The organism is Promicromonospora sp. NFX87 (assembly GCF_048564965.1).
Taxonomy (GTDB): domain Bacteria; phylum Actinomycetota; class Actinomycetes; order Actinomycetales; family Cellulomonadaceae; genus Promicromonospora.
Map to the genome: position 1 here is coordinate 4,461,890 of NZ_CP183413.1, position 12,573 is coordinate 4,474,462.

At 71.4% G+C, this 12,573-nt stretch carries 11 protein-coding genes and 1 tRNA gene; 1 reads left to right on the forward strand and 11 read right to left on the reverse strand.

Features of this window, described 5'->3' with window-relative positions:
• Positions 1 to 73: 73 nt before the first annotated feature.
• A complete protein-coding gene (locus ACNYC2_RS20020; RefSeq protein ID WP_419703478.1) occupies positions 74 to 526 on the forward strand; it encodes a carboxymuconolactone decarboxylase family protein in 453 nt (150 codons plus the stop codon).
• Between the two features lie 225 nt (positions 527 to 751).
• On the opposite strand, the gene ACNYC2_RS20025 is transcribed toward ACNYC2_RS20020, so the two are convergent.
• From ACNYC2_RS20025 to ACNYC2_RS20075, 11 genes are all read right to left on the reverse strand, one after another.
• Positions 752 to 825: transfer RNA gene (locus ACNYC2_RS20025), tRNA-Pro, on the reverse strand.
• Positions 826 to 1,024: 199 nt separating this feature from the next.
• Complete coding sequence (locus tag ACNYC2_RS20030; protein ID WP_419703479.1) at positions 1,025 to 2,212, reverse strand: Gfo/Idh/MocA family protein; 1,188 nt, start codon at positions 2,210 to 2,212, stop codon at positions 1,025 to 1,027.
• 28 nt (positions 2,213 to 2,240) lie between these two features.
• The gene (locus ACNYC2_RS20035) at positions 2,241 to 3,200 is read right to left on the reverse strand and encodes a TIM barrel protein (protein ID WP_419703480.1); all 960 of its coding nucleotides are present in this window, start codon (positions 3,198 to 3,200) and stop codon (positions 2,241 to 2,243) included.
• A 44-nt stretch (positions 3,201 to 3,244) separates the two neighbouring features.
• Positions 3,245 to 4,264: an inositol 2-dehydrogenase gene (gene iolG, locus ACNYC2_RS20040; RefSeq protein ID WP_419703481.1), complete on the reverse strand. Its 1,020-nt coding sequence runs from the start codon at positions 4,262 to 4,264 to the stop codon at positions 3,245 to 3,247.
• A gap of 52 nt (positions 4,265 to 4,316) precedes the next feature.
• Positions 4,317 to 5,102 (reverse strand): ATP-binding cassette domain-containing protein, encoded by a 786-nt coding sequence (locus ACNYC2_RS20045; protein ID WP_419703482.1) that lies wholly within the window; start codon positions 5,100 to 5,102, stop codon positions 4,317 to 4,319.
• Positions 5,099 to 6,160, reverse strand: coding sequence for an ABC transporter permease (locus tag ACNYC2_RS20050; RefSeq protein ID WP_419703483.1), 1,062 nt, complete (start codon positions 6,158 to 6,160; stop codon positions 5,099 to 5,101). Before ACNYC2_RS20050 ends, ACNYC2_RS20045 begins: the two co-directional genes overlap by 4 nt.
• Entirely contained in the window at positions 6,160 to 7,140 is a 981-nt protein-coding gene (locus tag ACNYC2_RS20055) for a substrate-binding domain-containing protein (RefSeq protein WP_419703484.1), read from the reverse strand. Before ACNYC2_RS20055 ends, ACNYC2_RS20050 begins: the two co-directional genes overlap by 1 nt.
• Before the next feature lie 98 nt (positions 7,141 to 7,238).
• Positions 7,239 to 8,741: a CoA-acylating methylmalonate-semialdehyde dehydrogenase gene (locus tag ACNYC2_RS20060; protein WP_419703485.1), complete on the reverse strand. Its 1,503-nt coding sequence runs from the start codon at positions 8,739 to 8,741 to the stop codon at positions 7,239 to 7,241.
• Positions 8,742 to 8,802: 61 nt separating this feature from the next.
• Entirely contained in the window at positions 8,803 to 10,746 is a 1,944-nt protein-coding gene (gene iolD, locus ACNYC2_RS20065; protein WP_419703486.1) for a 3D-(3,5/4)-trihydroxycyclohexane-1,2-dione acylhydrolase (decyclizing), read from the reverse strand.
• On the reverse strand, positions 10,743 to 11,714 hold the full coding sequence (gene iolB / locus ACNYC2_RS20070; protein WP_419703487.1) for a 5-deoxy-glucuronate isomerase: 972 nt from the start codon (positions 11,712 to 11,714) through the stop codon (positions 10,743 to 10,745). Before iolB ends, iolD begins: the two co-directional genes overlap by 4 nt.
• A gap of 41 nt (positions 11,715 to 11,755) precedes the next feature.
• A complete protein-coding gene (locus ACNYC2_RS20075; RefSeq protein WP_419707868.1) occupies positions 11,756 to 12,571 on the reverse strand; it encodes a Cgl0159 family (beta/alpha)8-fold protein in 816 nt (271 codons plus the stop codon).
• Between the last annotated feature and the right edge of the window lie 2 nt (positions 12,572 to 12,573).

A 12,573-nucleotide genomic window follows, 5' to 3' on the forward strand; every position in this document is an offset into this window, starting at 1 on the left:
GGGCGTCGTCAGCATCGACGAAGTCACGCAGCCGAGCCCGTTCGGCTCTGGTCCCCCGAGAACGGAAGTGCACGTGTTCCCGAACGTCAACATCATCAAGCAGCATCCAGGCCCGTACGAGGCCTACGTGGCATTCAGCAAGGAGACAACGGCTGCGGCACGGTCCGCCGGCCTCTCGACCATCCTCTGCGAGCTGGTCAAGATCCGTGTGTCGCAGCTCAACGGTTGTGCGTTCTGCCTGCGTGATCACACCCGGGCCGCTATCGCGGCAGGCGAGACGGCGGACCGCCTCGCGGTGCTGCCTGCCTGGTGGGAGTCGCAGTACTTCACCGAGGAGGAACGAGCCGCACTGACGCTTGCCGAGCAGGTCACCCGGATCGAGCACCAGCACACGTCCCCGGGTCCGCAGACGGACGTCGAGGGGGTGCTCACCCCGGAGCAGATCGCTGCGGTGACCTGGCTCGCCATCGAGTTCAACGGCTGGAACCGGATCGCCGTCACGAGCCACTTCCCCGTGGCGCCATGACGCCGCACAGCACCGACAACTCCGAAGTCGCGGCGCACGCTGGCGTTCTCCGGCTACGTCGGAACGGTCCTTCGTAAGCATCGTGCCGCCCAGCGCGCGGCCCGCCTTCGCGCAGATGCACACAACGTGCTTCGGGCGCTGCACAGGCTCCGGATAGGCTCCCTCGGCCTTCGGAAACGACGACGCCCACCAGCACCAAGGTGTATCAGTGCTGGTGGGCGGGGGTCGGGCTGACTGGATTCGAACCAGCGACCCTCTGCTCCCAAAGCAGATGCGCTACCAAGCTGCGCCACAGCCCGTCATACCGACACGGAAACCAAGGGTGACCCTCGGTCCTCGCGAGCGACGCCCCATCATATCCGGTAGGTACGACAGTGACGCCAGTTGATACGGGCCCCCAACGCCCCTCCGAGCGGGCCACATCTGACTGTGGTTCAACAGGCCAGAGCGTGCCGTAACCGTCGAGGTTACGGCTCTCCTGAGCCTGCTGAACGGCAGTCAGCCAGACCCCTCGCCCCGAGGGGCCACAGCGTGCCACCGACCGTCAACAGCAGACGCCTCCGCAGCCGCCGCCACCCGAGCCGCCTGGAGCCCATCAACCACAGACGGCGCCAGCTGCTCCCCAGTCAGCACCGAGGCGATGAACTCCGCCCCCTCGATGACCTTGAGGTCCTCGAAGCTCAGCCCCATACCCCCGCCAGGGTTGAACCGGCCGAACTCCCCGTGCGCCCCGTCGGTCAGCACCCGCGTGAACCCGTACCCGGCGTCGCCCGGCCCGAGGCAGACCTCCAGCTCGTTCATCCGCTCGAAGTCCCATCGGGCAGTGCCCAGACTCCCGAACACCTCGATCCCGTACCCGCACCGCGGCCCCACGGCCACCCGGGACGACTCGAACGTGGCCACCGCACCGCCGTCGAGCCGCGCGAGCACCGCCGCGTAGTCCTCGTTCTCCACGGGCAGCAGCTCCCCGTCGAGATCACCATGGGCCTGATGCCCGACGCCGCCACCGACAGGCGCCGGGCGCTCGGCGATGAACGTCTCGGTCAGCGCCGTGACCTCCAGCACCGGAGCCACCACGTACTGCGCCAGGTCGAACCCGTGGCTGAGCAGATCCCCGAGCACCCCCGACCCCGCCGTCTCGCGCACGAACCGCCAGGTCCGCGGCCCGGACGGCGACGACGAGTAGTCCGCGTCGAGCACCACGCGCACGTTCCTGACCCGCCCGAGCCGACCCGAACGGACCAGCGACCGCAGGTGCTCCACCGCCGGTGCGTGCCGGTAGTTGAAGCCGACGGCGGTGACCAGTCCCGCGTCCCGGGCGGCGTCGGCGATGTCCTGGGACTGCCCGACGGAGGTGCCCATCGGCTTCTCCACCCAGAACGGCTTGCCGGCCGCCGCGGCCGCGAGCGCATGCTCGCGGTGCAGGTAGTTGGGGCTGCAGATCGACACGACGTCGACCTCCGGATGGGCGAGCACGTCACGGTAGTCCGCTGTCGTCGACCGGTAGCCGAAGCGGCGTCGCGCCGCCTCGGCGTTCGGCGCCGAGGTGTCGGCCACGATGACGGGCACGACGTCGACGTCGAGCTCCGGGTACCGCTCCCCCAGCGCCCGGTAGGCGTGCGAGTGGACGGCGCCCATCCAGCCCGCCGAGATGAGCCCGACGCCGATCCGTCGTCGTCCCGTCACGTCACCACCCCCGGCCGCAACATCCCGGTCAGAGCAGACCCAGGCCGCACGACGCCAGGTACTGGCGGGTCATGACGGCGTTCGGCAGCGGCAGCCGCGGGTCGCACGGGTACAGGTCCTGCTCGGTGATGACGTACAGGTCCTTGTCCAGGCCGGCCAGCGCGGCAACGAGCGAGGGCATGTCGGGAGCACCGGCCGGGGGCCGGACCGACGCGCCGCGCGCGACCGCCTCGCCGAAGGGCCAGTCCTCCTTGTGCGCCTGCTCGGTCAGCTCGACGTCGAAAGCCTTGATGTGCACGTAGGAGATGCGGTCGGGATAGGTACGAATCATCTCCAGCGGGTCTCCCCCGCCGTAGACGATGTGGCCGGTGTCGAGGCACAGGTTGACGTAGTCGGGGTCGGTCGCGTCGAACACGCGCGCGATGTCCTCCGGCGTCTCGATGTGGCTGTCCCCGTGCGGGTGGAGCACCATCTTCAGCCCGTACTCGTCCTTGAGGATCTGGCCGAGCCGGTTGGCGTTCTCGGTGTAGAGCTTCCAGGCGTCCGGCGTCAGCACGCGGTCGTCGGTCCACTCCCAGGTCTTGTCGTCGCGGAACAGCGGGGGCAGGTGGACGATGTACTCCGCGCCGACCGCCGCGTGGGTCTCCGCGATGGCCCGGAAGGTCTTCTCGGTCTCGGCCCAGGCCTCCGCCTTGTGCAGGATGCCCCAACCGGTCCCGGCGACGACGGTGAAGCCGTTGTCGTCCATCACCTTCTGCAGGCGCTTCGGGTCGGTCGGGAAGTAGCCGTACGGGCCCGTCTCCATGTACTCGAAGCCGGCCTCGGCCATCTCGGCCAGCGCCTTCTCCCAGTGGATCTGCTTCTCGTCGTCGGGGAACCACACGCCCCACTGGTCAGGGCAGACGCCGACGGTCAGCTTGCTGAACCGCGGGTCGGTGTTGCGCGCCTTGCTGGTGGGGGCGCCGGAGGACGTCGTCTCGCTGGTCATCTCGTTCTCTCTCGTCCGGGGTGGGTATGGGGTCCGGGCAGGGGTCAGACGGCGGCCGACGACGCCGGCGACGGCACCGGGGCCGGCGCCACGCTGCGGCCCGTGCGGGCGGACTCGGTCGCGGCGTCGGCGAGCGCGAGCGCCTGGCGCCCGTCGAGCAGCGACGGCGTCGGCGCGGAGCCCTCGCGCACGGCGGTCACGAAGGCGGCGAGCTCGCTCGTGTACGCGGCGGCGTACCGCTCGAGGAAGAAGTCGAGGTACGGGCCGCGGCCGCCCGAGGCCCCCGCGGCGTCGAGCACCACCGACGTCGCCGTGTGGTTCTCCGCGCGTAGCGCACCGCGCGGGCCGAACGCCTCGAGCCGCTGGTCGTACCCGGCCGCGCAGTGCCGGCTGTTGATGATCGTCGCGACGGCGCCGGAGGCGGCGGTGAGGGTGACGATCGCGGCGTCGTAGTCGTCGATCTCCGCGAAGGCGGGGTCCAGGCGCTGCGGTACGGCCTGGACGGCGACGATGTCGCCGAGGAAGAACCGCGCCATGTCGAGGTCGTGGATCGTCATGTCGCGGAAGATCCCGCCCGACCCCGCGAGGTAGCCGACGGGCGGCGCGGCGGGGTCCCGGCTGATGATCGTGAGCTGTTCGAGGTCGCCGATCTCCCCGGCGGCCACGCGGCGGTGGATCTCCGCGAAGCCCGCGTCGAACCGGCGGTTGAAGCCGAGCATCACGCGGTGCGCGCGGTCGCCGACCTCAGCCAGGCAGCGGTCGGCGCGGGCCAGGTCGAGGTCCACGGGCTTCTCCGCCAGGACGGCCTTGCCCGCCTCGACGCTCGCGAGGATCTGCTCGACGTGGTGGGCGGTCGGGGACGCGACCACCACCGCGTCCACCGTGTCGTCGGCGAACACGTCGCCGACCTCGGTGGTGGCCGCCGCGCCGTGGGCCGAGGCGAGGCGCGCCGCGGCGCCGTCGACCGGGTCGGCGACGAGCACGAGCTCGGCGTCGGGTGACGCGGCGATCGAGCGGGCGTGGACGGCGCCGATCCGTCCGGCGCCGATGAGCGCGATGCGCATGGTTTCTCCTTGATTCTCTTTCGGGACAAGCGTCCGGACAAGCCTTGGGGGGTCACTGCTCCAGCTCGTGCGCCAGCGCCGCGAGCTCGGCGCCGCCGGCCATCTGCGACGTCAGCTCGTCGAGCGTCACGTCCTTCTTCGCGTGGTACCCGAGCGGGCGGCCGCGCTTGAGCAGCAGGAACCGGTCGCCGACGGGGTACGCGTGGTGCGGGTTGTGGGTGATGAAGACGACGCCGAGCCCTCGGTCGCGCGCCCGCAGCACGTAGCGCAGCACCACGCCCGACTGCTTGACGCCGAGCGCGGCGGTGGGCTCGTCGAGGATGAGCACCCGGGCGCCGAAGTGGACGGCGCGCGCGATCGCCACGCACTGCCGCTCGCCGCCCGAGAGCTGGTGGATCGGCTGGTTCACGTCCCGCAGGTCGATGCCCATGTCGAGCAGCTCCTGCTTGGTGATGCGCTGCATCTCCTTGACGTCGAGGATGCGGGCCGGGCCGCGCCCCTTGGTCAGCTCCGAGCCGAGGAAGAAGTTGCGCCACACGGGCATGAGCGGCACCACAGCGAGGTCCTGGTAGACGGCGGCGATGCCGAGGTCGAGGGCCTCGCGGGGCGAGCCGAGGGTCCGCTCCTCGCCGTGGATCTCCAGGACGCCGTCGGAGTGCTGGTGACGGCCGGCGATGATCTTGATGAGCGTCGACTTGCCCGCGCCGTTGTCGCCGAGCACGCACGTGACGCTGCCCGCTTCGACGTCGAGGTCGACGTCCTGCAGGGCGAGAATGTTGCCGTACCGCTTGCCTACCCCGCGCATCCGGACGAGGGAGCCGCCGCTGGTGGTGCTCATCGCTGCTCCGCCCGCTTCTTGACGACGAGGTTGACGATAGTGGCCACGAGCAGCATGAGGCCGAGGAAGAACTTGAACCAGTCCGGGTTCCACTGCGCGTAGACGATGCCCTTGTTGACCATGCCGAAGATGAGCGCGCCGAGGGCGCCGCCGACCGCCGAGCCGTAGCCGCCGGTCAGCAGGCAGCCGCCGATCACCGCGGCGATGATGTAGAGGAACTCGTTCCCCACACCCTCGCCGGACTGCACGGTGCCGAACGCGAACAGGTTGTGCATGCCGAGGAGCCAGGCGCACAGCCCGACGCCCATGAACAGGCCGATCTTGGTGCGGACGACAGGGACGCCCACCGCGGACGCCGCCAGCTCGTCCCCACCCGCGGCGAAGATCCAGTTGCCGACGCGGGTGCGGACCAGCAGGTGCGTCGCGATCACGACGAGGGCCAGCCAGAACACGATGGTCACGTTCCACTGCACGCCGAGGAAGCTGATCTTGGCGGCGAACAGCGCGCGGGCCGACTCGAACCCGTCCATCGCCGCGATCGACGGGCTCGAGACCCCGCCGGCCACGAGCCTTGTGACGCCGAGGTTGATCCCGGTGATCATGAGGAAGGTCGCGAGGGTGACGATGAACGAGGGCAGCCTGGTCACGATCAGCAGGTAGCCGTTGAGGAACCCGAGCCCGAGCGACACGACGAGGGCCACGCCCACGCCGACCCACACGTTGGTGCCGAGGAACCACGAGAACTGGGCGGCGGTCAGCGCCGAGAACACGACGGCGACGCCGGTGGACAGGTCGAACTCGCCGCCGATCATGAGCAGCGAGACGCCGACCGCCATGATGCCGATGGTCGACGCCCCGTACAGCACCGTCGCGACGGACGAGAGCTGCGTGAACACCGGGGCGACGGCCGCGAAGAACGCGAAGACCGCGACCGCGCCGACGACGGCGCCCATCTCGGGCCGCACGAGCAGCCGCGCGACCGGCGAGCGGCGCACGACGCGCTCGTCGGCCGGAGGCTTGGCCGCCGCCTCCTGCGCGGGAGTCGTTTCCGCGACCATCAGCGGATGCCGTCCTGGGCGCCCGTGAGGACGTCGGCGGCGTTGTCCTGGTCGATGATCGCCGGGCCGGTGAAGACGGGCTGGCCGCCGCCGAGCACGAAGCCGCCGTTGTGCTGCAGCCACAGCGACTCGATGGCCATGTAGCCCTGCAGGTAGGGCTGCTGGTCCACGGTGGCGAGCACGTCGCCGTCGGCCACCGCCTGGGCAAGGTCGGCGTTCAGGTCGAACGAGGCGACCTTCGCCTCCGAACCGGTCTCCGCGACCGCGTCGACGATGGTGAGCGTGAAGGGTGCCCCGAGGCCGATGACGACGTCGGCGTCGGCCGTGGACTGGAGCTTTGCGGTGACCGTCGAGCTCACCTGCGTCATGTCGGTGCCCTGGACGTACAGCGTCTCGGTGTCGGGCAGCTTCTCCTTGACCCCGGCGCAGCGCGCCTCCAGGCCCACGTTGCCCTGCTCGTGGATCACGCAGATCGGGTGCGTGAAGTCCTGCTCGGTGAGCAGGTCGCCGAGCGCCTCGCCGGCGAGGCCGTCGTCCTGGCCGATGAACGTGAACGCGCCGTAGTCGAGCGCGTCGTCCATGCCGCCGTTGAAGCCGACGACGGGGATGTCGGCGTCGACGGCGCTCTGCGTCACTCCTTGCATCGCCTCCCCCTTCGAGAAGGTGAGCGCCAGGCCGTCCGTCCCCTGGTCCACCGCCTGCTGGGCGAGCTGGCTCTGGCGGGCGGCGTCCGGGTCGCCCGAGTACTGCAGGTCGACGCCGTAGCGTTCGGCCGCGGCCTCGGCGCCGCGGCGGACGATGTCCCAGAACGTGTCTCCGGGCCCGGCGTGGGTGACCATCACCGCGGTCATGGTCTTCTCGGCGGCGGCAGCGGGAGCGTCGTCGTCCTCCTGCTGCCGCCCACCCTCCGAGCAAGCGGTGAGGAACAGCGCCAGTGCGCCGCCGAGGGCGAGCGCACGGGCGAGGTGTGTTCTGTTCACGTCTGGGCTCCTTGGGTCACGTCGTTGTGAAGGATCTGAGTGACCCACGCTACCGCTGCGAGAGCCCATGTCAAGACATTCTTACCACCGGTCAAATACTACTTCTGGGAGTCGCCGGAGAAGTGGAACGAGGCGTCGGTGCGCTGCTCACGGTGCGGCCACCGCTGCGTGACGACCTTGCCGCGCGTGTAGAACTTGATGCCCTCGGGACCGTAGATGTGGCTCTCGCCGAACAGGGAGTCCTTCCACCCGCCGAACGAGTGCCACGCGACGGGGACGGGGATCGGCACGTTGACGCCGATCATGCCCACACTCACCTCACGCTGGAAGGTGCGGGCGGACTCGCCCGAGCTCGTGAACACCGCCGTGCCGTTGCCGTAGGGGTTCGCGTTGATCACCTCGATCGCCTCGGCCAGGCCGGACACGCGCACGACGTCGATGACCGGCCCGAAGACCTCCTCGCGGTAGACCTCGTGCGCCGGCGCGACGCGGTCGATGACCGTCGGGCCGACGAAGAAGCCGTTCTCGTAGCCCGGCACGGTGTGGCCGCGGCCGTCGACCACGAGCTCGGCGCCGTCGCGCTCGGCCGAGCCGATGAGGCCCTCGATGCGCTCCTTCGCGGCGGCCGTGATGACGGGGCCCATGTCGGCCCCCGGCTGGTCGCCGGACGTCACCTTGACCGCGCGGGCCTTGGCGGCGAGCTTCTCGACGAGCGCGTCGGCCACCGAGTCCTCGACCACCGCTACCGAGATCGCCATGCAGCGTTCGCCGGCCGCGCCGAAGGCCGCGGCGGTCAGGTGATTCACGGCGTCGTCGAGGTCGGCGTCGGCCAGCACCACGCCGTGGTTCTTGGCGCCGCCGAGCGCCTGGACACGCTTGCCCTGCGCCGACGCCGTGGCGTGGATGTACTTCGCGATCGGCGTCGAGCCCACGAACGAGACAGCCGCGACGTCGTCGTGGTGCAGGATCGCGTCCACGACCTCCTTGTCGCCCTGGACCACGTTGAACACGCCGTCGGGCAGACCGGCCTTCTGCCACAGGTCGGCCAGGAACAGCGAGGCCGACGGGTCGCGCTCGGACGGCTTGAGCACGAACGTGTTGCCGGTGGCGATCGCCATGGGGCTCATCCACAGCGGCACCATGACGGGGAAGTTGAACGGCGTGATGCCCGCGACCACCCCGAGCGGCTCCCGGAACGAGAAGACGTCGACGCCGGTCGCGGCCTGCTCCGAGTACTCCCCCTTGAGGAGGTGCGGCAGGCCGCAGGCGAACTCCACGACCTCCAGGCCGCGGCCCACCTCGCCCGCGGCGTCGGACACGACCTTGCCGTGCTCCCGGCTGACCAGGCGCGCCAGCTCGTCGGTGCTCGCGGCGAGCAGCTCGCGGAACCGGAACAGCACCGAGGCGCGCTTGCCGAGCGGGTAGCGCGACCAGGTCTCGAAGGCCTCGGCGGCCGAGGCGACCGCGCGGTCGACGTCGGACGCCGTGCCGAGCCCGAGGCGCGCGATCTCGTCGCCCGTCGCGGGGTTGAAGACGGGCTGGGTGCGCTCGCCGGACGGCTCGACGGGCTTGCCGTCGATCCAGTGGGTGATCAGGGACATCAGATACCTCGCTCGTGCTCGGAGGGGTCGGTCGGTTCCGTCGCGACGGTGCGGCGCGCCGTCACAGGTAGTGCCGTTGCGCTGCGCGGCCCGCCTCGTACTCGGCGCGCGCGGTGCGGGTGCTGGACAGGGTGGAGGCCTCGCTCACCGGCACGTCCCACCAGCTCGAACCGGGCGGGTTGGGCCCGTACAGGTCGGTCTCGACGTGGATGAGGGTCGCGGCGTCGGAGGCGACGGCGGTGCGGAAAGCCTCGCGGAAGTCCTCGACGCTCTTGGCGACCAGCACGTCGACGCCGAAGCTCTCGGCGTTGCGCACCAGGTCGAGGGGCACGTCGTCGCCGTCGAGCAGGCCCGTCTCGGGGTTGCGCATCTGGTACCGGGTGCCGAACCGCTGCGAGCCGCGCGACTCCGACAGGGCCCCGATCGAGGCGAACCCGTGGTTCTGCAGCAGCACCACGATCACCTTGATGCGCTCGGAGACGATGGTCGCGAGCTCCTGCGGGAGCATCTGGTAGGTGCCGTCGCCGACGATCGCCACGACCTCACGGTCGGGCGCCGCGAGCTTCGCGCCCATGGCCGCCGGGATCTCGTAGCCCATGCAGGAGTAGCCGTACTCGAGGTGGTACTGCGACGGCGTCCGCGCCCGCCACAGCGCCTGGAGGTCGCCCGGCATCGAGCCGGCGGCGTTGATGAGGATGTCCTCGTCGCTCATCAGCTCGTTGAGCGCCCCGAAGATCTCGGTCTGGGCGGGCAGCGGGCCGTGGCCCAGGTGGTAGCAGCGTTCGGTGACCTCCTGCCAGTCGGCCACGTGCCGCGTGACCTCGGCCCGGTAGTCCTCGTCGGTGCGGTGGCCGGCCAGGGCCTCGGTGAGCGCGACGAGCCCCTCGCGGGCGTCGGCGACCAGCATCTCCGCGGAGTGCTTGGCGGCGTCGAACGCGGCGACGTTGAGGTTGACGAACCGCACGCCGGGGTCGCGGAAGGCGGTGTGGCTCGCCGTCGTGAAGTCCGTGTAGCGGGTACCCACCCCGATGACGACGTCGGCGGTGGCCGCGAGCGCGTTGGCGGCGTCGTTGCCCGTGGCGCCCACTCCCCCGACGGCGAGCGGGTGGTCCCAGCTGATCGCGCCCTTGCCGGCCTGCGTGTCGGCGACGGGGATGCCGGTCGCCGTGGCGAAGGCGCGCAGCGCCTCGCTCGCCTCGGAGTAGACGACGCCGCCGCCCGCGACCACGAGCGGCCGCTTCGCGGAGCGGATCACCTCGACGGCGCGCGCCAGCGCGGCAGGCTCCGGGACCGGGCGCGCGACGTGCCACACGCGGTCGCGGAAGAACTCGACGGGCCAGTCGTAGGCCTCGGCCTGCACGTCCTGCGGGAGGCAGAGGGTGACGGCGCCGGTCTCGGCGGGGTCGGTCAGCACGCGCATGGCGGCGGGCGCGCTCGACAGGAGCTGCTCGGGCCGCCAGATCCGGTCGAAGTACCTTGAGACCGGGCGGAACGCGTCGTTGACCGTGACGTCGGGGCCGCCGGGGTGCTCGAGCTGCTGCAGCACCGGGTCCGGGAGCCGGTTCGCGAAAACGTCGGAGGGCAGCAGCAGCACGGGGATCCGGTCGATGGTCGCCAGGGCGGCGCCCGTGATCATGTTGGTCGAGCCAGGGCCGATCGACGCGGTGCAGGCGAAGGTCTGCAGCCGCTCCTTGGTCCGGGCGTAGCCGACGGCGGCGTGCACCATCCCCTGCTCGTTGCGGGCCAGCAGGTAGGGCAGCTCGTCGGGTCCGGTCTCGCCCGCCGGTACGCCGGACTCGGCGGCCTCGACGTGCGCCTGCAGCAGCCCCTGCCCGAACCCCGCGACGTTGCCGTGCCCGAAGATGCCGAACGCGCCGGCGAACAGCCGCTGGGTCACGCCGTCGCGCTCGGTGTGCTGGTGCGCGAGGAAGCGGACCAGGGCCTGGCCGACGGTGAGGCGGACGGTGGCGGCGTCCGGGGTTGGGCTCGGGGTCGTGCTGCTCACGTGGGCTCCTCGGTGAGTTCCGTGGTCGGGTTCGGGGTGGGTGCGGGGGCGGGGCTCCCGCCGAGCGGGAGGCGCGGGTCGACAGGCTCCGACTCCCACGTCCCGCGCACCCAGTGGTGGGCCGGGTCGTCGACGGACAGCCAGGTGCCGTCGTCGGCCGGGCCCGCCATGACGTTGAGGTAGTACAGGTCGTAGCCAGGGGCCGCCGCGGACGGCCCGTGGTACCCGTGCGGAACCAGCACCGTGTCGCCCGTGCGGACCTCGGCCAGGACCTCGATGGGCCGGTCCGCCGTGCCGTACACCTGGTGGTGCGCGAGCCCCGGGCCGGACGGGCCGTCGGCCACCTCGAAGTAGTAGATCTCCTCCAGCTCACGTTCCTCGTGGCCGCGGACGTCGCTGTGCACGTCGTGCTTGTGCGGCGGGTAGCTGGACCAGTTGCCGCCCGGGGTCAGCACCTCGCACACCAGGATGCGGTCGACGTCGACGGCCGTGCCGATCGTGTAGTTGTGCACCTGGCGGCTGGCCCGGCCCGCGCCGCGCAAGTCGACCGGTACGTCGCTCGCCCGCAGCACCTGGACGGGCAGCACCCGGCCGGCGCGTGCGGTGCCGATGGCGACCCGGGCGCCCGCGCCGTCGGGCGTGTCCCCGCCGTCGGGCCGCAGCGTCACGGTCGAGCCGACCGGCAGGTAGGCGACGTCCGCCGGGCCGTCGAAGACGCTCGACCGGCCGGTCAGCCGCAGGTCGTGCTGCTCGCCGCTGGGGTCCGTCACGTCCAGGCGCAGGCTGCCGCGCAGCGGTACGACCACCGCCTCGTCGGCGGTGAGCTCCAGGTCGAGGTGCCCACCCGGGGCGATCTCGTGGACCAGGAGGCCGCTGTAGCCCCAGCCGGCCCGCTCGGGCGTGACCTCGGCGACAGGGCCGCCGGTGCGCGCGTCGGGGACGCTCGCTCTGAGGATCAGATCGTTCACGGGGGCGTCCTTCACGGCTGAGTTGTTCGCAGGGGTGTTGTTCACAGCAGGCTGACCGCCTCGTCCACGGCCGCCGCGACGTCGCCGCCCGGCGGGTACAGCAGGGACCTGCCGATCACCAGGCCGCGCACCGTCGGCAGGGCGAGCGCCTTGGCCCAGCCGGCCATGGCGGCGTCCTGGTCCCCGCTGACCTCCCCGCCGAGGATGAGCGCGGGGAGGGTGGACGCCGCCAGCACCCGCTCCATGTCGTCCACGACGGGCAGCTTGAGCCACGTGTAGGCCGACGTGCGGCCCAGGCCGGACGCGATGGCGATGGACCGCATCACGGCGTCGGGGGTCAGGTCGTTGCGCAAGCGCCCCTCGACCCGCCGGGAGATGAACGGCTCGACCATCGCGACGAGGCCGCGGTCGGCGAGCTCGTCGACGGCGCGGGCGCTCGCCTCCAGCGTGGCGACGGAGGCGGGATCCTGCGGGTCGATGCGCAGCAGCATCTTGCCGCCGTCCAGACCCGCCTCGGCGATGCCGCGCGCGTCGTAGCCGGTGAAGCGGTCGTCCAGCTCGAACGACGAACCGGCCAGGCCGCCGCGGTTCATCGATCCGTAGACCAGCTTGCCGTCCAGCGCGCCCATCGCGGCGAGCTCCTCGACGAGGTCGGCGGTGCCGAGGAAGCCCCCGACGCCCGGCCGCCCCAGCGCGATCGCCGTCCGGCGCAGGAGGTCGCGCCGGTCCGCCATCGCCATGGGGTCGTTGCCCACCGCCACGGCTCCGCGCGCTGGATGATCGGCGGCGATGACGAGGAACCGCTCGCCCGGGACCGAACCGGGATGCCGCGGGCGGTTGAAGAGCCGTTCGCGCAGGG

Coding starts and splice junctions, on each gene's coding strand:
- ACNYC2_RS20035 (WP_419703480.1), bottom strand. CDS start 3,200: ATGACCAGCGAGACGACGTCCTCCGGCGCCCCCACCAGCAAGGCGCGC.
- iolG (WP_419703481.1), bottom strand. CDS start 4,264: ATGCGCATCGCGCTCATCGGCGCCGGACGGATCGGCGCCGTCCACGCC.
- ACNYC2_RS20045 (WP_419703482.1), bottom strand. CDS start 5,102: ATGAGCACCACCAGCGGCGGCTCCCTCGTCCGGATGCGCGGGGTAGGC.
- ACNYC2_RS20050 (WP_419703483.1), bottom strand. CDS start 6,160: ATGGTCGCGGAAACGACTCCCGCGCAGGAGGCGGCGGCCAAGCCTCCG.
- ACNYC2_RS20060 (WP_419703485.1), bottom strand. CDS start 8,741: ATGTCCCTGATCACCCACTGGATCGACGGCAAGCCCGTCGAGCCGTCC.